This is a genomic window from Caballeronia sp. ATUFL_F2_KS9A (assembly GCF_023630765.1).
Classification (GTDB): domain Bacteria; phylum Pseudomonadota; class Gammaproteobacteria; order Burkholderiales; family Burkholderiaceae; genus Caballeronia; species Caballeronia zhejiangensis.
In genome coordinates this window covers 1-20,315 of record NZ_JALQEK010000052.1, presented here as the reverse complement: position 1 = coordinate 20,315, position 20,315 = coordinate 1, and the positions used below count along the sequence as shown (strand labels likewise).

10 protein-coding genes are annotated in these 20,315 nt (G+C 68.9%); 7 read left to right on the top strand and 3 right to left on the bottom strand.

Going from position 1 to position 20,315, the window contains the following annotated elements; translation table 11 throughout:
• Position 1 precedes the first annotated feature (1 nt).
• From NCS67_RS28985 to NCS67_RS28975, 3 genes are read right to left on the bottom strand one after another with little or no spacing between them, the layout of a single operon-like run.
• Entirely contained in the window at positions 2-5,341 is a 5,340-nt protein-coding gene (locus NCS67_RS28985; protein ID WP_250437623.1) for a beta strand repeat-containing protein, read from the bottom strand.
• 28 nt (positions 5,342-5,369) lie between these two features.
• On the bottom strand, positions 5,370-7,103 hold the full coding sequence (locus NCS67_RS28980; RefSeq protein ID WP_250437622.1) for a ShlB/FhaC/HecB family hemolysin secretion/activation protein: 1,734 nt from the start codon (positions 7,101-7,103) through the stop codon (positions 5,370-5,372).
• A 35-nt stretch (positions 7,104-7,138) separates the two neighbouring features.
• Entirely contained in the window at positions 7,139-9,271 is a 2,133-nt protein-coding gene (locus NCS67_RS28975; RefSeq protein WP_250437621.1) for a CHAT domain-containing protein, read from the bottom strand.
• Positions 9,272-9,433: 162 nt separating this feature from the next.
• Here NCS67_RS28975 and tssJ point away from each other — a divergent pair, with 162 nt between their 5' ends.
• The 7 genes from tssJ to NCS67_RS28940 all read left to right on the top strand — a co-directional run.
• Positions 9,434-9,934 carry a type VI secretion system lipoprotein TssJ gene (tssJ, locus tag NCS67_RS28970; protein ID WP_008346442.1) on the top strand — a complete coding sequence of 167 codons (501 nt, stop codon included), beginning with the start codon at positions 9,434-9,436 and terminating at the stop codon, positions 9,932-9,934.
• A gap of 75 nt (positions 9,935-10,009) precedes the next feature.
• The gene (gene tssK / locus NCS67_RS28965) at positions 10,010-11,350 is read left to right on the top strand and encodes a type VI secretion system baseplate subunit TssK (protein WP_250437620.1); all 1,341 of its coding nucleotides are present in this window, start codon (positions 10,010-10,012) and stop codon (positions 11,348-11,350) included.
• A gap of 18 nt (positions 11,351-11,368) precedes the next feature.
• Complete coding sequence (locus NCS67_RS28960; protein WP_250437619.1) at positions 11,369-12,685, top strand: DotU family type VI secretion system protein; 1,317 nt, start codon at positions 11,369-11,371, stop codon at positions 12,683-12,685.
• A gap of 1 nt (position 12,686) precedes the next feature.
• A complete protein-coding gene (gene tssM / locus NCS67_RS28955) occupies positions 12,687-16,316 on the top strand; it encodes a type VI secretion system membrane subunit TssM (protein ID WP_250437618.1) in 3,630 nt (1,209 codons plus the stop codon).
• Entirely contained in the window at positions 16,313-17,074 is a 762-nt protein-coding gene (gene tagF, locus NCS67_RS28950) for a type VI secretion system-associated protein TagF (RefSeq protein WP_250437617.1), read from the top strand. Before tssM ends, tagF begins: the two co-directional genes overlap by 4 nt.
• Complete coding sequence (locus NCS67_RS28945; RefSeq protein WP_250437616.1) at positions 17,071-18,894, top strand: serine/threonine protein kinase; 1,824 nt, start codon at positions 17,071-17,073, stop codon at positions 18,892-18,894. The genes tagF and NCS67_RS28945 overlap by 4 nt, the downstream gene beginning before the upstream one ends.
• Positions 18,895-18,943: 49 nt before the next feature.
• Positions 18,944-20,315, top strand: a 1,372-nt coding sequence (locus NCS67_RS28940) for an MltA domain-containing protein (RefSeq protein WP_250437615.1), incomplete at its 3' end; no start/stop codon positions are given.

The window sequence follows — 20,315 nt, the reverse complement described above, 5'->3', positions numbered from 1 at the left end:
CTCAGAACTCGCCGCAGCCGTGCTGTCCGTTCACGACCAGACAGTTGTTCAGATTCGGCCGCGAGCGCACGCGCTTCCATTCCGCCGCGAGTGCGTCGGCGTCGCCTTCGGGCTGTTGCAGCGCGAGGATCGGCTCGTTCGTGCCGACGCAGATGTTGACCGCGCCCAGATTGCTCTCGTAGACGAAGGTCTGTTCCTGCGCCGTGAAAAGCGGCTGAAGTCCGCTGGTGTTGAAAACGGCGCCCTGAAGCTGCATCGGCGTGACGGTCAGCGTGCCCGGCTCCACGACGACGTTGTAGCCAACCGGCGACGAAAACGTGCCGTCGATGCCATACACGCCCGCCGCCGATATCGTCGTCGCGGACGAGCCGAGCCGTCCCGCGACGACGGACGTGCTGCGCCGATCGCCGGCGAGCAGACCGCTGACGTCGAAACCGAACGCGCCGTTCGCTCCGCCTTGCTCGCGCGTTTGACTGCCGATGGTGACGGTGACCGTCGGCCGGTCGGCGTAGACGAAGTGGTTGCCGTCCGCCGGCACGACGCTCTGCGACGGCTGCCCGTTCCAGCTACAGAATCCGCCGTAGACGCAGCCGTAGAAGTTCGGCAGCGCGCCGCCCGGATCGACGCCGTTGCGGTTCTCGCCGTTGCGCGTCGCCGCCCAGATGCGCCACGCGTTGCCCGCGCCGATCGTGCCGCCCGACGCGTTGTCGAAGACGCCGCGCTCCATCACGAGGTCAATGCTGCCGCCCGCGCTCAGGTGCGTCGGCGCGCCGGGCGTGCCGGGTGTTCCGATCGCGATCGCGCCGCCATCGGAAATCGCGGTGAGGTCGCCGGTGACGTTCGGCTGCGATCCGCCGATTCTGGCGAGGTTGCCCGTCGCGCCGTCGAAACCATTGGCGCTCGCCGTGCCGATCGTGAAGCCACCCGCCGTCGCAAACCGCACGTCATGCGCGCCCGACAGCGCGAGCACTTTGACGTCGTTGCCCGCGTCTGCGAGATCGAAGTCGCCGCCGCCCGCGAGCAAAAGCGTCTGCGCTTTTATGCCGCCCGGATCGGTGACGCGACCGGACGAATCGAGCGCGAGCGTCCTGTCCGGCATCGCGGCGCCCGATGGCAGATCGATGCCCTGGCTGCCCGCGCCCGTGTTCTGCAGCGTGAGGTCGTGCGCGAAGCCTTGCGGCAGGCTGACCGTGATCTTCCCGGTCTGGGTCGACGAGCCGATGACGACCGTCGCGATGTTCGACGCGATCGCGCCGAGCATCGACGGTCCGATGCTGAGGCCGCTGCTTGCGCCGAGCACGTTGATCGCCTGCGCGTTGTCGCCGACGATGTCGAAGTCCGCGCCGACCTTGCCGGGCACGAACACGACCGTGCCGAAGCGCGACGAGAACGTGCTGCCCGAATCGTCGAACACGAAGCCGTATTTGCCCGAGTTCGACGCCCGCACGACGATCGTGCCGTAGTCGCCCGCCGAGAGCGTCGCCCGGTTCATATACAGCGCCGTGGCGGCGTCGGCGGGTGTCGATGCCGTGACCGACACCGTCTGCGCGGGCGCGTTGGCCTGAAGCGTCACATCGGCGAGCGATACGCCTTTGCCATGCGCGCCGTTCGCGTCGAGCTGGCCGTTGGTGCCGCCGCGAATATCGATCGAACCGTTCGCCGAGCCGACGACGCCGCGATTCGACGACGACGTGCCTGCCAGCGCCACGCCGTCCGCGCCGCTGCCCAGACCGTAGATCGTGACCGCGCCGTCGGCGTGCAAGCCGAGCGCCGGGCTCATGCCCGCCACGAACACGCCGTAGGCGGCGATGCCATCGGGCGCGGTGCCGCGAATCGACAGTCTGCCGCCGCTTGCCGCGACATCCGATGCTTCGAGATGCACGCCGTCGAAATGAACCGGTTCTTCGCTGCCCTCGATCGCCGGAACGTAGCGCCGCTTGCCGTTCGCCGACGTGCCGGTGATCGACACGTCCGCGCCGGTCGATGAGATCCGCGCGTTCTGCGCGTACACACCCGCGCCCGCGACGGCGGCGCTGCCGCCGCCGGCCGTCGCGCCCGTTCCCGTAATGCTCATCGCGCCGCCGGTGCCGAGCGACGTGCCGATGATCCGCACGCCGTTGCCCCCGACACGCCCGGGCGAACGCTGCACGACCGCCCCGGTGCCGTGAACGTCGACGTCGCCGCTCGCGGACAAAATCACCGGAACGATCCCGCCAGCGCTCGTGCTGAGCGAAGCCCGCAGCAGGCTCACGCCGTCGCCGGTCACGCTGCCGATGCCGGTCGACACCGAGGTCGAAGTCGAAAGCGAGGCCACGGTCTGCACGGCGGGCCCCTTGCCGTCGATCGAAATGCGGCCCGTCTGCGTCTGCACGAGCGGTGCGTTCGCCGTGCTGATCGAGTTGATGTTCGTGGAGACGGACGCCGCCACCATGCTCACGCCGGAACCCGACACCGATCCGGTGTTGAGCGCCTGCACCTTCGGCCCGTTGCCGTTGAGCGTGATGCTGCCCGCGCCGCCTGTGCTCAGCGCGACCGACGATCCGCCGATGGCGATGCCCGAGCCGCCGACCGTTCCGCCGCTCACGGTTCCCGTGACGCTCGCCCCGTTGCCCGTAACGAAGATATTGCCGGCGTCCGAAACGACGGACGGGCTGAAGGGAAAGCCTTGGCCCCCGTCCGCCGCGATGCTCACGCCCGAGCCGGACAGCGTTCCCCCGGTCAGGTTCGCGATCGTGGTCGCGGAGGCCGAAATCGAGACGTTGCCCGAGCCGGTATGCACGAGCGGACCGACGCCCGAGCCGAGGAATTCCGGCCGCAACATCACGCCCGCGCCGCTCACGCCGCCGAACGCGGTGCCGATCGACATCCCGTTGCCGATGATGTTCACGTTTCCCGACCCGGTCCGTATGACCGTGGTGCTCTGGTCGAGGCGTGCCGTCGGCGCGATCAGAACGCCGCCGCCGCTCACCGAGCTGACCGCGCTATCCATCGCCGGTCCCGTACCGGTGATGGAAATGTTGCCCGTCGTGGTACTCAATAGCGCCGTCGACGGACCGAGCGATGCCGGACGAAGCGCGACGCCGTAGATGTCGGTGAACGTCTGCACGCGCTCCTTGGTGGTCGGCGCGCTGCCTGTGATGCTGATGTTGCCCGACGACGTGCGCAGGCTCGATGTCCCGCCGATGGCGACGCCCGCCGGCGCCCCGAAGTCGCCGCCGGCCTGCCCCGACACGGAAATGTCGCTGACCGAAGTGGCGATGCTCGAACTGCTGATGGTGACGGGCGCATAGGCCTGGTTCTTCGTTAGGCCCACGTCCGTGTCGCTGATCCCGAAAATCGTGTCCGGAACCTTGAGCGTGCCTTGCCCGTTGATCGTCACCGAGCCGCTCGCGAGACCGGTCGGGCCTTGCGGCACGGTCGTGTCGATCCTGGAGTCGATGATGCCGACCGCCGCGCCGTCGAAGCGCTTCGCGGCGGCGGGCGTCCCGGCAACGCTTTGCGGCACGCCGATGGCCAGATAACCGCCATTCGTGCTGATCGACGCGCCGGAAAGCAGAATGTTGCTTTGCCCCGAGGCGCCCGTGTTCGCGTCGAGCACGACGTTCAGCTTGCCCGCCGGCCGCTGGTCGCCCGCCGCGCCGCCGATGGTTCCGAGCACGGTGATGGAGCCGTTGGCGCTCAGCGTGAGCGTGCCTTCGTTGTCGGCGGCGGTCTTTGTGATGCTCGTCCCTTTCAGCATCGTGATGTCGCCGTTGTATTCGCCTCCGCCGTCCTTGCTGGTCGAGATCGTCACCGACGCGCCCCGGTCCAGTTGCGACGTGATGTCCGACGCGAGCACGTAGCTGTCGCCCGCGCCCGGCGTGAACGTCACCGGATTCGTCGTCGTGGAAAGAGCCGGACCCAGGCTCGTGCTGAGCGCCTGAAGCGAGCAGCATGACGTGCTGTCGGTGGTGCCCGTGCTCACGCTCGACGGCGCCGTATTGACGATTTCGATGCTCGACGGATCGAGCAGCCATTGCCCGCCGTGCCCGCGCAGCGCCTCGACGTGAATCCGCGCACCGTCCGTCGCCAGATACTTGCCCGACGTCTCGACGAGCCCGCCGTTGCCGCCGCCCGGCCCGCCCTTCGCGGAAAGCTCGCCGTACACGCGCGCCGCTTCCGTCCCGAACATGACGATGTTGCCGCCGTCGCCCGCGACGAGCGCATCGGCCATGACGTGCGCGTTCGGGCTCATCCAGAGCGCATCGGCGTTGACGATGTCCGGCGCCTTGCCCGCCGCGCCGCCGCCCACACGCACGCGGCCGCCGCCGCCCGCGCCGCTCGCGTCGACACGCGCACCGTCGCTCACCGCGACGTGGTAGCCGGTCACGTCGATCTGTCCGCCCTTGCCCGAATCGGGCGCGCTGACATCGACGCTGCCGCCGATATCCGTCTCGCCCGCCGATCCGCCATCGAGCACGATGCGCCCGTTGCGCGACTCGACGCTCCTCGCGCGCACCGTGCCCGTCTGGTTGAGCACGCTCGCCGCGGCGTCGTCGGCGGCGCGCGCCGACATCACGATCTGTCCGCCGTCCGCCTGCAGCGTCCCCGAATTGCCGATGAGCGCGTTCGCGACCTTGTCGTTCACCTTCAGCATCGTGAGGCCGTCGCCCGCGAAATCGAGCGTGATGTCGCTGCCCGCGCCGATCGCGATCTTGCCGAGCGTCGCGCTGACGAGTCCGCTGTTGTCGACCTGCGCGCCGAGCAACGCGACCGCGCCGCCGGTCGCGGCCGTGATCGATCCTTGGTTCGACACCTTGCCGGCCGCCGCGCCGCCCTGCGCGAAGTGATATTTGCCCGCGAGAAACGCGTCGTTCGAAATGCCGAGCGTCGATGCGACGAGCGATCCCACATTCACCGATGCCCCGCGCGCGAACACGACGCCCGCCGGATTCACGAGAAACACTTGCCCGTTCGCGTTGAGCTGCCCCGCGATGCGGCTGACTTCATTGCCGACGACGCGATTGAGCAGCACCGCCTGCGCCGACGGCTGCGAAATATCGACGCGCTCGTTGCCCGCGATCGAAAACCCGTTCCAGTTCACGATGCCCTTCTGCGAGCCTTGCGTGATCGTCATCGACGTCGCGTTTGGCCGGTTGACCGTCACGCTGCCCGCCTGAACCTGCTCGCCGACCGGCAACGCGAACGCGCCCGGCGCCGCGACGACCACGAGGAGCGGCAACAGCGCGGATACCCTCAGATCGGCGCCCATGTGACGGGCGGCGCGTCTGGCGAAACGCCTGATCGCGCGCTCCCATTCCCGGCGATGCCTGCGGGTCCGTAGGCAGGTGATGTCGCTCATGTCGAACTCCTCGTTTCCTGTTTCCGCGCTAGAACGATTTGGATACCTGCACGTAGACGCGCGGCACCTTGTCGTCGCCGGTGGTGTCGGCGCGGGTCGTGCGCCAGGCTACGCTCGCATCCACGGTGATGCCGTACGGCCCGCTCCAGAACGCGCCGAGACCCACGCCGCTGCGCGTCACGGTGTTCGCGCCCTGTCCGGGAATCGAGCGCGCGTTGTAGCGGCCCACGCCGATATCGAAAAACGTCGACAGCGTGAGCGACGGAATCACCGCATAGCGAAGCTGGGCCGTGGCAATCAGCCCTTCATCGACAACGGATTCCGACGGCGAATACGCGCGCACCGCACGCGGCCCGCCGAGCGTGATGCGCGACGAGCTGTCGAGGTTCTGGTTCGCCCATTGCCCCGACACGCCGACGAAAAAGCTCGTATTGCGCGTGATCGCGTTCAGGCGATTGGCCTGCATCGTGAGGCGCACGCTGTTGCCTTGCGTGTTGCGCCCGAACGGTCCCTGATCGATGGCCTCGGCGAGCGCCGAATCGATGTTCAGATGCGCGAACGCCAGTTGCACGTCCGCGCTGTTGAAGCCGCCGCCGAGAAAGCTGTCGCGGCTCTCGTACGACAGCCCGACGCTCGCCACATACAGCTTCTGCGGATTGTCGAAGTTGACGCTGTCGATCTTGTCGGTGAGCGAGCGGTATTCGAGCGCGCCGCGCAACAGCAGGTTCTGGCTGCGCGAGCGGATCAGCGGATGCGACACCGACGCGGTGACGACATCCGCATCGCCATGCGCGTTCAGCGAGGAGAACTGCTCGCCGAGGTAGTAATACAGATGCGAATACGCGATGCCGACGCGCGTGCCGCTCGCATCGACGGGCGCGTCGTAGCCGATGCGTCCGTAGACGGTATCGGCGCGCTCGGCCGCGAGCAGGTTGATGTCGAGGTTGTCGCCGATGCCGAACGGCGACGCGAGCCGTCCCACCGCGCCGAGCCGCCAGCGCCCGGCGGGCGCCGCGCCGTAGTCGTCGACGGAAACCGCGAAGTTCCAGCGGCGCGTCGGCTCGACCGTCACGTTCAGATCGACGGTGCCGGGCGCGCTGCCCGTTTCCAGCGCCGAGCTCACGCGAATGCCGGGCAGGTCCGACAGCAGGAGCATCGTGCGTTCGAGTTCGTTTTGCCGCAGCGGCTTGCCGGGCTCGATCGCGGCGAGCCGCGCGCGCACCATCGATTCCTTGACGGGCGCGCCGGGCGCCATCGTCAGCCGCACGCGGCCGATCTTGCCTTCGAGCACGGTGAACGTGACGTCGCCGTTCGTCACGTCCTGCGGCGGAATCACGACCTGCGCGAGCGGATAGCCGCGCTCGCGATACGCCTGCGCGACCTTCGTGCTCATGGCGTTCAGATCGTTGATCGACACTTCCTGGCCGATCCTGTCGGAAACGAGCGCGAGCAGCGTGTCCGAGGGCAGCGTTTCGTTGCCCGCGAAACGAATGCTCTTCAGCGTGAACTTCTTGCCGTCCGGCACTTCCGGCGCGGCGGCCGGCGGCGCGGGCAGCGCGCTCGAACCGCCCGGCGGCGGCGCGGACGTCGACGGACGCGGCTGCTCGTTGAGCAGCGTACCCGCGCTCGGCACTTGCGCCGTGCCCGGCATCGGCACCTGCTGCGCCCACGCGGAGAACGCGCTTGCACAGACGATGCCGACGCCCGCCGCACGCGCTTTCGAACGTGAGGAAAAGCATGGGGATTTCGTGGCGTGGTTCACTTCTGCAATCCTCACCGGTGATCGGAAAACGTCTTTCAGCGCGCGACCGAGAGCCGCCAGTTGCCCATCAGATCGAAAGGCGCCCAGTAGAACGGATGAGCGAACTTGCCGTCGGCGAGCACGGCGAGCTGCGCGTCGCGCATCGCGTCGATGGCTTCCTCGCCCTTCGTGAGCGCGCCGTAGAACGTGCGCATGGTGAGCGCGGTCGATTCGTCCGAAACGGGCCACATCGACACGAGCAATGCCGACGCGCCCGCATAGAAGAACGCCCGCGTGAAGCCCATGATTTCGTCGCCGCGCTCGATGCGCCCGAGCGCCGTCTCGCACGCCGACAACGTGACGAGCGCGACCGAATCGAACTTCAGGTTGTAGATGTCCTGCGCGAGCATCGGGTCGGGGCCGTCGGCGGGCTGTTTCGCGGGCGCGAGCAGCACGCGCGAATGCAACGGATCGATGGTGTCGGCCTGCGCATGCGTCGCCACATGCACGATGCGGCCCTCGGGCGCGTTGTCGCTGAAGGTCTTGCGCGTGACGTCGCCTTGCAGAAAGGTCTCGCGCTGCGCGAAGAGCGGTCCGATCGCGCGGACTTCGGCTTCCGCGCCGGGCAGATCGAATTCCGGCGAGATGCGCGGATTGCCGAACGCGACGAGATTGCTCGCGATGCGCTGCTGCCGCCGCACGAGCTGCACCGCGATGCTCGCCGATGGCGCGAGCGCAAGCGCATGCCGCTGGATCAGAAACCCTTGCGCGTTCCTCAGCGCCTGAAACGGCATGTAATGCAGCGAGCCGTTCGGCACGATGACGATCCGTTCGTTCGGCCGCAAGCCGAGCGGCTGAATCAGGAGCGCATCGAGCTTCGCGCCGTAGGTCAGCGCCTGCGGACGTCCGCGGATGATCGACGTGCGGAAATCGCCGACGGCGAGCGTCATGTCCTTTCGCGGAACCGGCAGCGTGAAGCCCTGAATGCCGTCGCGGCGCACGACCCACGCGATCAGCTTGTCGGGCAGGCCGTGATATTCGACGATCGCCTCGCCGGTATTCAGCGCGCTCGTCACGTCGTCGAGCGAGAGCGCGCGGCCGTTCAGTTGCGTTTCATCGACGTTCGTCGCGAGCCGGTTGCGCACGACATCGAGCAGCGCGCGACTGCGGCTTCTCTCGGAAAGCGCCCACGCCTGCTTGTAGTCGCCGTCCTCGACGACGAGCGCGATCGTTTCCTCGAAGACCGTCTGCGTATCGGAGAACAGGCCGGTCTTGAACTCGTCGCTGCGAAAGCGCGCGCGGATCGTTTCCGAATCGTCGAGCGCGGCGAGCCAGGCTTCGCGCGCCTTGCCGCGGTCGCCGAGCGCGAGATACGCGCGGCCCATGCCCTCGTGCGCCCACAGGTTGTCGTAGCTCGCGTCCGAGCCGCCTTTTGTGGCGCTTGCGGAAAACGCTTCGAGCGCCGCCTGCGGCTTGTGCTCCGCGAGCAGCAGATTGCCTTCGATGCGCCTGCGCAACGGCGCAAGCAACGTGTCCTTCACGCCGGACGTTTCTTCGAACGTGGCGCGCGCGCCGGCCGCGTCGCCGGTCTCGATCTGCGCGTTGGTGATCGAGAGGAGCACCATCGGCCGGTAGCGCGCCGACGCCGTCGCGAGCGCCGCGCGATATTCCCCGAGCGCCGCCGACGGATCGCCGCGCCGCGCCGCGATATCGCCGAGGATCTTGTGCGCGGGCGCGAGCACCTGCTCCGGATTCTTCCCGCCCGCCGCGATGGCTTCCTTCGCGTAGCGTTCGGCATCGTCGAGATCGCCCGCATAGCTGTACGCGATGGCGAGATCGCGCCGCGACAGCGCGGCGAGATGGGCGTTGTCCGTCTCCCGCGCGACGACGAGCGCCCGCGACGCCGCCTCGATGCTCTCGCGGAAATCGCCGCGCTCGGCCGCCGCCACCGACATGCTGCAATACGCGTAGCCGTCGAGCTTCACCTGATCCCGCGCGAGCAGGAGCCGCCCTTCCTGCGACAGCGTCGCGATGGTTTCCGCGTCGCGCACGCGGGCTTCGGCCTGACGCGCGGCCGGCGTGAGCGCCTGATCCGCCGTGGCCGCATGCGCCTTCTGCGCCGTCTGCGCGCAGACGTTAAGCATTGCAAAGAGCGCGAGCCCCGCGCATGTCCGCCCGATCGGTTTCACGAACGCCCTCCTCGATGACCGCCGCTTCGCACTGGCGCTACCGGCGAAGCGCCAGCGCGGTGCCCTCACTAGACGAAACACCGCGAGCGATTTGAAAAGCGCGGCGTTTTCGTTCGTCTGTTGTGGTGTCCGAAGCCACTTGCGAAGTCACACGATCCGATGATGGAGAACCCGCGTCCGCGTCTTTGCGCACTGCTCTTTTGCGCGCTCGCGGCGAGCGCCTGCAAGTCGCCGCCGCCGCCGCCCGCGCCGACGGTCGTGCGTATCAGCGTGAGCGCGCTGGATGGCGCGAATCCCGATCACGCGGGCCGCCCGTCGCCGGTCGTCGTGCGCGTGTACGAGCTGAAGACGACGGCCGCCTTCGACAGCGCCGACTTCTTCACGCTCTACGGCAAAGAGCAGGCGACGCTCGGCGGCGATCTCAACGCGAAGAACGAATACGTGCTGCGGCCCGGCGACAGCCGCAGCGTCGAGCAGACGGTGCAGCCCGGCACGAAGTTCGTCGCGGTCGTGGCGGCGTATCGCGACATCGAGCGATCGCGCTGGCGGGCGAGCGCGCCGGTGCCGCCGAACCAGACGACGCTGATGAACGTGCGTATCGACGCCGCCGACGTATCGATCGCCGCGCAGCCCGCGCCGCCGCCATCGGGCAAGAAGAAGTGACAGCGCGCGCCGGTTTGCAAATCCGCCGCGCTGAATCGTTCTTTGAGCATCGAGCCCAAGCCCATACGAGGCACCATGACCTGGCACCAACGCATGATCTGGTCCGAGGGCCTGTTCCTCGAACCCCAGCACTTCCAGCAGCACGACCGCTTCATCGAGCATCTCGTGCGCTCGCACGCGCGCGCGACCGAGGCGTGGTCGTGGGGCTGGGCCGCCGTGATGCTCGACGAAATCGCGCTCGGGCTCGGCAAGATCGCGCTTGCGTCGGCGTTCGGCGTGCTGCCCGACGGCACCGCGTTCTCCTTTCCCGACGACTTCCCCGCGCCGCCGCCGCTCGACATTCCCGCCGGCACGCGCGACGAGCTCGTGTTGCTTGCGCTGCCGCTCGCGCGCGCGGGCGCAAAGGAATTCGACGCCGATGGCGCTGCCGATGGCCGCATCGACGGATTGCGCTTTCGCACGACGGATACTTCCGTCGCCGATATAACGACGAGCACGGACCGCGTCGCGCAGATTCGCGTCGGCGCGCCGAACGTGCGGCTCATGCTCGCGCGCGACGCGACCGACGCCTTCGCGACCATCGGGCTTGCGCGCGTGCTGGAACGGCGCGCCGACAACCGCGTCGTGCTCGATCCCGGCTACATCCCGCCGATGCTCCACGCGCACGCCGACCCGCGTCTCTTCGGCTATGCGCAGGAACTCGCCGGCCTCGTGCATCAACATGCGGATCGCCTGGCGAGCCGCCTCGCGAATCCGGGGCGCGGCGGCGTCGCGGAGATCGCCGATTTTCTGCTGCTGCAAACGCTCAATCGCTTCGAGCCGCAGTACGCGCATCTGTTGCAAGTGCCGCTACTGCATCCCGAACGCCTGTATCAGACGACGCTCGCGCTCGCCGGCGATCTCGCCGCGTTCGACGAGCGCCGCCGCGTGCTCGCGTATCCGCCGTATTGCCATGACGATGTCGCGACGTCGTTCGAGCCGCTCATGCGCGACGTGCGGCAACTGATCGGCATCGTGCGCGAACCCGACGCCGTCGCGATCGAGCTGCAAAGCCGCAAGCCCGGCGTGCGCGTCGCGCTCATCAACGATCTGGAGCTCGTGAAGAGCGCCGGCTTCGTGCTCGCCGCGAACGCGCAGATGCCGGGCGAAGCGCTGCGCACGCGCTTTCCGACGCAGGTGAAGATCGCGCCCGCTGAAAAGCTGCGCGATCTCGTCAATCTCGCGCTGCCGGGCATCGGCCTGCGCGCGATGCCGGTCGCGCCGCGGCAGATTCCGTTTCACGCGGGCTTTTCCTATTTCGAGCTGGATCGCGGCGGCGAGCTGTGGAAGGAGCTGGAGCAGACCGGCAACCTGGCGATGTACATCGCTGGCGAGTTTCCGGCGCTCGAACTCGAATTCTGGGCGATCCGTCATTGAGCGAGGTCATCGACGAACATGACGAACGACGACGATCCCTTCGCCGGATTCGAATCCGATCAGACGATGATCAAGCCCAACCCCGGCGCGCGGCGGCGCCGCGCGGGCGGCGGAAGCACGCAGGGACCGTTCTCGGCGAGCGGCGCGGCGGCCTCCGGGCAGCGCGCGTTCGACGCCGCCTTCGCGACGGGCGGCGCGGTGAATCCGCTGGTCGCCGCGTGCGCGCCGCTGTTGCAGCTCGCCGCGCGCATCCGCACGATGAGCGCGTGCGCCGATCCCGCCGCGCTGCGCGACGCGCTCGCCGCGGGCGTGCGCCGCTTCGAGGACGAGGCGCGCACCAATGGCATCCCGGCGGAACAGGTGACGGCGGCGCGCTACATCGTCTGCACGATGCTCGACGAAGCCGCGTCGGGCACGCCGTGGGGCGCGGGCGTCTGGGCGCGGCAAAGCCTGCTCGTGACGTTTCACAACGAGGCGTGGGGCGGCGAGAAGGTCTTTCAACTGCTCGCGCGGCTCGCGCAGAAGCCCGCGCAACATCTGCATCTGCTGGAACTGGCGAGCATGGTGCTCGCGCTCGGCTTCGAGGGACGTTACCGCGTGGCGGCGCAAGGCCGGCAGACGCTCGACGCGATCCGCGCGCGGCTGTATCAACTGATCCGCAAGGAGCGCGGCGAACCGGAGCGCGCGCTGTCGCCGCACTGGCAAGGCGTGCCGACGGCGCGGCGGCGCACGACCGACGTGCTGCCGGTTTGGGTCGTCGGCGCGTTCGCGCTGCTCGTGCTCGCGCTGGCGTGGCTCGCGATGAGCTTCCAGCTCGGACGCCTCTCCGATCCCGCGTTCGGCACGCTCGCCTCGATCCGCGCGGGCGCGCAGCGTCCTCTCGTCGTGACGCAGGCGGCGAAACCCCGTCTCGCGGAATTCCTCGCGCAGGAAATCCGCGATGGCCTCGTCGCCGTCGATGACCGCGTCGACCGTTCAGTCGTCACGCTGCACGGCGACAACGTCTTCAAACCCGGCAGCGCCGAAGTGTCGGGGCAGACGCGGCCGCTCATCGAACGGATCGCGGCGGCGCTGAAGGCGGTGCCCGGCAACGTGCTCGTGACGGGCCACACCGACGACCGGCCGATCCGCTCGGCGCGCTTTCCTTCGAACTGGGAGCTGTCGCAGGAACGCGCGGCGAACGTGCGCGACCTGCTCGCGGCGACAATCGCGCCTTCGCGTCTCAAAGCGGAAGGCAAGGGCGACGCCGATCCCGTCGCGCCGAACGATTCGCCCGCCGGCCGCGCGCGCAACCGGCGCGTCGAAGTGACGGTGTTCGCGAAGCCCGGGTCCTGACATGAAAAAAATCCTCTCGATCCTGTTTCATCCGGTGCTGCTGCTGATCGTCGGGCTGCTGCTCGTTGCGGCTGCGATCTGGATCGCCGGGCCGCTCCTGTCGTTCGCGCGCAGCTATCCGCTCGAATCGGCGATGTCGCGTTACATCGCGATCGGCTGCGTCGTGCTGCTCTTCGTGCTGCGGCGGCTCTGGGCCGCGTGGCGCGCGCGGCGCACGCAGGCGGCGCTGTCGGCGGGACTCGCCGCGCAGAGCGAAAGTCCGCGCCGCGAGGCTGCCGCACCGAGCGCCGGCGAAGCGGAAGTCGCGACGCTCGGCAAGCGTTTCGACGAAGCGCTCGCCGTGCTGCGCGAGGCGCGCATTACCGCGTCCGGCAGAAAACCCGGCTGGCGCGACTGGGTCACGCTCTCCGGCCGGCAATATCTGTATCAATTGCCGTGGTACATGTTCATCGGCGCGCCGGGCGCGGGCAAAACCACTGCGCTGGTGCATTCGGGGCTGCGCTTTCCGCTCGCCGAGCGCTTCGGCACCGACAAGATTCGCGGCGTCGGCGGCACGCGCAATTGCGACTGGTGGTTCACCGACGACGCCGTGCTCATCGACACGGCCGGGCGCTACACGACCCACGAAAGCGACCGCGACGCCGACCAGACCGCATGGCAAGGCTTCCTCGCGCTCCTGAAAAAGACGCGCCCGCGCCAGCCGATCAACGGCGTGCTGCTGACGCTCGCCGTCCCCGATCTGCTCGCCGCGACGCCCGCGAGCACCGACGAAACCGCATCGACCTTGCGCGCGCGCATGCGCGAACTGATGCAGGCGTTCGGCACGCGCTTTCCGGTCTACGTGCTCGTCACCAAGACGGATCTGCTCGCGGGCTTCACGGAGTTTTTCGCGGATATGTCGAAGGAAGAGCGCGCGCAGGTGTTCGGCTTCACGTTTGCCTACGAGCCGAAACGCACGCTCACGCAGGCCGCATTCGGCGAACGGATCGATGCCGAGCTGGACGCGCTCGAAGCCCGGCTCGTCGCGCGTCTGCCGGAGCGCCTGAACGCGGAAAGCGGACTCGCGCAACGCGCCGCGATCATGAGTTTTCCGCAGCAGTTCGCCGCGTTGAAGCCGCTCGTCGCCGATGCGCTGCGCGCGACCTTCGTCCAGTCGAAACACGACGATGCACCGCTTTTGCGCGGCGTCTATTTCACGAGCGGCACGCAGGAAGGCACGCCGATCGATCGCGTGCTCGGCTCGCTCGCGCGCGCGTTCGGCATCGAGCGGGGCGTGCAGCCGCCGCGTCCGTCGAGCGGGCGCAGCTTCTTTCTGGAGCGGCTTCTGACGCAGGTCGTGTTCGCCGAACAGGGACTCGCCGGATCGAATCTGCAATGGGCGCGCAAGCGGCATCTGTGGCGGCTCGGCGCGTATGCGGTCATCGCGGCCCTAACGGCTGGCGTGCTCGGACTCTGGGGCACGAGCTATGTGCGCAATCGCAGCTATGTCGCGAACGTCGATCACACCGCGCGCGCGGCGAAGGAAGCCGTGGCGGGGACATCGGCGGCGGGCACGAATCTCGTCGCGCTGCTGCCGTTGCTGTCGGCGGTGCGCGGCCTCGCATCGACGCCTCAGGTCGATGCCGCGCATCCACCGATCGCGATGCAATGGGGCCTCTGGCAAGGCGCGAAACTCGACGCCGCCGCGACGCTCGCGTACGAGCGCCTTCTGACCGATCTGTTCCTGCCGAAGCTCGCGGCGCGCATCGAGGAACAGGCGCGCGGCGCGACGCCCGCGAATCCCGGCTACGCGTACGAAGCGCTCAAGGCGTATCTGATGCTGAATCAGCCCGATCATCAGGATGCCGATTCGCTCAAGGCGTGGATTCTCACCGACTGGGACCGCTCGCTGCCGCGCGAGGTCGGCAACGAGGAGCGCGCGGCGCTCGCCGGGCATCTCGATGCGTTGCTGGCGCGCGGCCTCGTGCATCCGAATCTGCCGTTCGACGAGCGTCTCGTCGCGCATCTGCGCGCCATGCTCGCCGCCAACACGCTCGCGCAGCGCGTGTACGGGCGCGTGAAGCAGCAAGGCGTCGGCACGGATTATCCGGAGTTCACGATCGCGCACGCGGGCGGGCCGAACGCGTCGCTCGTGTTCACGCGTTCGAGCGGCGCGCCGCTCACGCGCGGCGTGGCGGGGCTTTATTCGTTCGACGGCTATCACAAGGCGTTCCTGAAAGCCGTCGATGAAACCGCCGCCCAGCTCGCCGCCGAAGAGCCGTGGGTGCTCGGCATCCGCGATCAGGGCGGCCTGCCGCGCGGCGATCCGGCGGCGATGCAGCGCATCACCGAGGACGTGCGGCTGCTCTATCTTCAGGATTACGCGCGGATCTGGACCGAGTTCCTGAACGATGTCCGCATCGTGCGCGCCGACACGCTGTCGCAATCGACGCAGATCGCGCGCATTCTCTCCGCGCCCGATTCGCCGCTCGCCGCGCTCGCGAAGGCGGCGTCGCGCGAAACGACGCTCGGCGCGAAGCCCGAAAGCGAAACGACCGTCGTCGATCGCGCGGGCGACAAGCTCGGCGCGGCGCGCGAAAAGCTGCTGAAGGTGATTCGCGGGGCCGATCCGACGCAGATCGCGCCGGTCGCGCCGGGCGCTCAACTGGAAAGCATCGTCGATGACCGGTTCACCGGCCTGCGCGCGCTCGTGACGAGCCCGGGCGCGGGGCAGCCCGCGCCGATCGCGCAGACGCTCGCCGTCATCAACGATGTCTACACGTATCTCAGCGCCACCGACGAAGCCCTGCAGCAGAAGACCGCGCCGCCGCCATCGGACGCGCCGGCGAAGCTGCGCACGCAGGCCGCGCGCATGCCCGAGCCGATCCGCACCGCGCTGCTCGATCTCGGCAGCCAGGGCGCGGCGCAGTCGCAGGAGGCGCGGCGCGTGAATCTGTCGGCGGACCTGAAGGAGTCGATCTCGGCGTTCTGCGTTCGCGCGGTCGGCGGGCGTTATCCGTTCAACCCGAATTCCGCGCGCGACGTGCTGCCTGAAGACTTCGGCGCGCTGTTCGCGCCGGGCGGCAAGTTCGACGATTTCTTCCAGAAGAACCTCGCGCCCGACGTCGATGTTTCCGCGAAGCCGTGGGCGTTCAAGAAGTCGGATTCGTCGGCGTCGCAGATCAGTCCGGCCGGTCTGGCGCAGTTCGAGCGCGCCGCGACGATCCGCGGCGTGTTCTTCCGCGGCGGCGGCAAGTCGCCCGCGCTCGCGCTGCAGTTCAAGCCGCTCGACATGGACCCGTCGATCCTCTCCTTCACGCTCGACGTCGACGGGCAAGTGCTCACCTACGCGCACGGCCCGCAGATCGCGACCGCGATTCAGTGGCCCGGCACGCGCGGCTCGGGACGCGTGAGCCTGCAACTCACGCCGCCGCCGACGAGCGGCGCGAGCAATCTGGTGTTCGAGGGGCCGTGGGCGCTGTTTCGCATGTTCGACCGGCTCGACGTGCAGCCGACCGATCAGCCGGAGCGCTTCATCGTCACGTTCGATGTCGAAGGGCGCAAGACGCGCTTCGAAGTGACGGCGAACAGCGTGGAGAATCCGTTCCGGCTCGCCGATCTGCGCAAGTTCTCCTGTCCGGAGCGGCTATGAACGACGCGCTCGGCGGCACGCTCGCGGACGACGGCGCGGCGATCGCAGGCTGGTACGGCAAGCTGCCGTCGCTCGGCGATTTCGCGGCGCGGCGGCTGTCGGACGCGTTTGTCGCGCCGTGGGACGCATGGCTCGCCGAGCGCGTCGGCGAAACGCAGCTCGCGCTCGGCGACGCGTGGCTCTCGATCTATCTGACGTGCCCGGTGTGGCGCTTTTTCGCGATGCCCGGCGCCATCGCGCCGACGCTGGGCGCATGCTGGACGGGCGTGGTGATGGCGTCGGTGGACCGCGTCGGGCGGCATTTTCCGTTGACGATCGCGGCGTCGCTGCAGGCGGCGCCATCGACGGGCGGCGAAGTCGCCGCGCTCTGGCAATGGCTTTCGGCGATCGAACATGTCGCGCTCGCCGCGCTCGATTTCGATCACAGCATCGAGCGGCTCGACGAACAGCTCGCCGCGCTGCCGGTGCCGCAGCCGGCGAACGCCGGCACGCGCGCCGCCATGCTCGACGAACCGTGGATCGCGCAATCGGCCGCGACGCTGCCCGATTCACTCGCGCGCACGCTCGCGCCGCTCTGGCAAGCCGAGATCCAAGGGATGAGCCTGTGGACCGCCGCGCAGACGGCGCCCGCTTCCGACGAGCCCGACGATCGCGACGATCGCGACGATCGCGCGCCGCGCCCGATCACGATCTGGCCGGCGTACGGCCTGCCCGACACGGCGCTTTTCATCACCCTGCTGCGGGACTGCGGATCATGAATGCGACGGGCAGGCTACCGGAAGAAGGCGGCGGCACGACCGGCAACGCCGGCAAGACCGAAACCAATCCGGGCGACGCGGGCGACGACAAGACGGTGATCGTCAGCGGCGCGCGCGTGCGTCGGTCCGACGTGGCGGGCGCGGGCGCGCCTTCATCGACGTCCGACGCGCCGCCCGCGCACAGCATCCTGCCGCCCGGCACGCGGCTCGGCGAGTTCGAGATCGTGCGGCTCATCGGCGAGGGCGGCTTCGGCATCGTCTATCTGGCCTTCGATACTTCGCTCGACCGCTACGTCGCGGTGAAGGAATACATGCCGGCGGCGCTCGCCTCGCGCGTCGGCGTGACGCAGGTTCAGGTCAAGTCCGGCCGCTACGAGCCGATGTTCCGCGCCGGTCTCAAGAGCTTCATCAACGACGAGGCGCGGCTGCTCGCGCGCTTCGATCATCAGTCGCTCGTGAAGGTGTACCGCTTCTGGGAGGCCAACGGCACCGCCTACATGGCGATGCCCTACTACAAGGGCGTGACGCTCAAGGAAACGCTCCGGGCGATGAAAAAGCCGCCCGACGAAGCCTGGCTGCGCGCGCTGCTCACGCCGCTCATCGACGCGCTCGCCGTGCTGCACGCGTCCGACTGTTTTCATCGCGATATCGCGCCGGACAACATCATCCTGCTGGAGGAAAGCCATCGGCCGGTGCTGCTCGATTTCGGCGCGGCGCGGCGCGTGATCGGCGACATGACGCAGGCGCTCACGGTGATTCTCAAGCCGGGCTACGCGCCGATCGAACAGTACGCCGAAGTGCCGTCGATGCGGCAAGGACCGTGGACCGATCACTACGCGCTCGCCGCGCTCGTGTATTTCGCGATCACCGGGCGAACGCCGCCGCCTTCGGTCGGGCGCGTGGTCAAGGACAGTTATCAGCCGCTCGCGAAACTGGCGGCGGGCCGTTACTCCGACCGATTCCTGAAGGCGATCGATCATGCGCTCGCGGTTGCGCCCGCGCATCGGCCGCAGACCGACCGGCAGTTCGCCGCCGAGCTCGGCATTTCGCTCGACGACGCGCCCGCGCCGCGCACGGCGAAAAGCGCGGCGCGCAGGCGTATCGGCTGGGCGGCCGGCGCCGCGTGTCTGCTCGGCGCGGCGGCGACGCTCGGATGGTTCGTGCCGCGCTTCACGTCGCATCATGCGCCTTCGGCCGAGCGCGTCGCTGCTTCGGCGGTCGTCACGGCTTCGGCGCCTGCGCCGGAGGTCGCGCCCGAAGCGCCGCCGCCTCCGCCGCCCGCCGCGCTGCCGCCTTTCACGCCCGATGGCGAATTCGCGCGCATCGTTTCGCTCGCCGATCCGTCGTTCGATGTCAAGGTGGACGTGCCCGTCGCGCGCGCCGTCGTCGACCGCGACTTGTTGCGCTTCGCGATCACGAGCAATCGCGACGGCTATGTGTATGTTTTCGTCGTCGATCCGGCGAATCAATATCTGCAACTGTTTCCGAACGCGCTCGATACCGACAATCGCATCGGCAGGAAGAAGCGTCTCGTGCTGCCGCGTCCGAGCTGGCCGATGCAGGCGGGCGAGCCCGTCGGCGCGAATCATTTCGTCGCGATCGTTTCCGCCGCGCCGCGCGAGTTCCCGGCGCTCGGTCTCGCGCACGACGCCGTCTTCGCCAGTCTCTCCCCCGAGGCGCAGAACGCGGCGGCCGCGCAGCGGACGCTCAGCGCATCGCCGTTCGCGGGCGTGCCGGCGTGCGGCGGCAACGCGCCGTCGTGTCCCGTCGCGTATGGCGCGGCGACCTTCAAAATCGATGTCGTCCGTTCGTCTAAATAGAGAAATTCGAAGCGAAAGCGAAGCGCTTCGGCCGCGAGACGAGGGCACCATGGCATCACGAACGAGCGGCGTCGCCGCGCAGCCGGGCATCGCGCCGGGCGCTTCATCCGGAACGGCGCATCCGCTCGCCGCCTTCGCCGCCCTTGCGTTGACCGCGGCCACGCTCGCCGGATGCGCGGGCGCGCCGCCCTCGCCCGCCGTGCGCGCCGATGAGGCCGCGCCGCCCTCCGCGCCAGGCGACGACGCGCGCATGGTCAGCGCGACAGGCGCGGAGCCGGGCATCGCGAATCCGTCGCCGGCGAGTCCGTCGGCGTCGGTCGGCATGAACGCCACGCCTTTCGCGACGAAGAACGCACTCTATACGCCCGTCGCCTTCGCGAGCCTGCCCGGCTGGGCGACCGACAACGTCGCCGAATCCTGGGACGCGTTCCGGCGCAGTTGCGGCGTGCTGAGCGGCAAGCCGGCGTGGGCGGCGCCCTGCGCGGCCTCGCGCGGCGTGGATGCGCGCAACGCCGCCGCGGTGCGCCGCTTCTTCGAGGACAACTTCACGGTCTATCAGATCCTCAATGTCGACAGAAGCGCGCGCGGCGTCCTGACCGGCTATTACGAGCCGATCCTGAAGGGCAGCCGCGAGCGCCGCGCGCCGTATGTCTATCCGGTCTACGGCGTGCCGACCGACATGCTGTTCCTCGACGCCCGCCGCCTGCCGCCCGGCGCGCGCGGCACGCCGGTTCCGGCGCGCATCGAAGGACGCAACGTCGTTCCGCTGTCGACCGTATCGATGAGCGGCAAGACGTACACGCTGCGCGTCGGCGACAGCGTGCCGGACATCCGCGACAAGAAGCTGCGGCTGCGCCGCGAAGGCGCGGATATCGTGCCCTACTACGCGCGCGCCGATATCGAGCGCGGCATGAGCCGCGCGCCCGTGCTCGCCTATGTGGAAGACCCCGCGATGCTCTACTCTATGCAATTACAGGGCGCGGGAAAGATCGTGCTGCCCGACGGCAAGAGCGTCATCCGTCTCGCCTATGCGGAACAGAACGGCTTCGCGTTCAATCCGCCCGTCGCGAGCGCGGGAAGCAAGGGTCGCAAGATTCTGGTGCGCGGCGTGGAGATCGATCTGGAAGAAGGCAGCGTGAGCACGCAGAACGCAAAAAACGATGTCGGCGGCGCGGCTTCCGACGATGTGCCTCAGTCCTCGCTCCTGCGCGGCGCTCAGGATGCGGACGCGGACGGCGCATCGCCCGCCGTGCATGGCGACGCCGACGGTCCGCCGCAATCGCCGCTTCTGCGCGGCTTCACGCTCGCGAAGAGCGCCGCCGTTCCCGCCGCGGGGGGGGGGGGGGGGGGGGGGGGGGGGGGGGCCGGCGGGGCCGCCCCCCCCCCCGCCCCCCCCCCCCACCCCCCCGCGACGGCGCCGG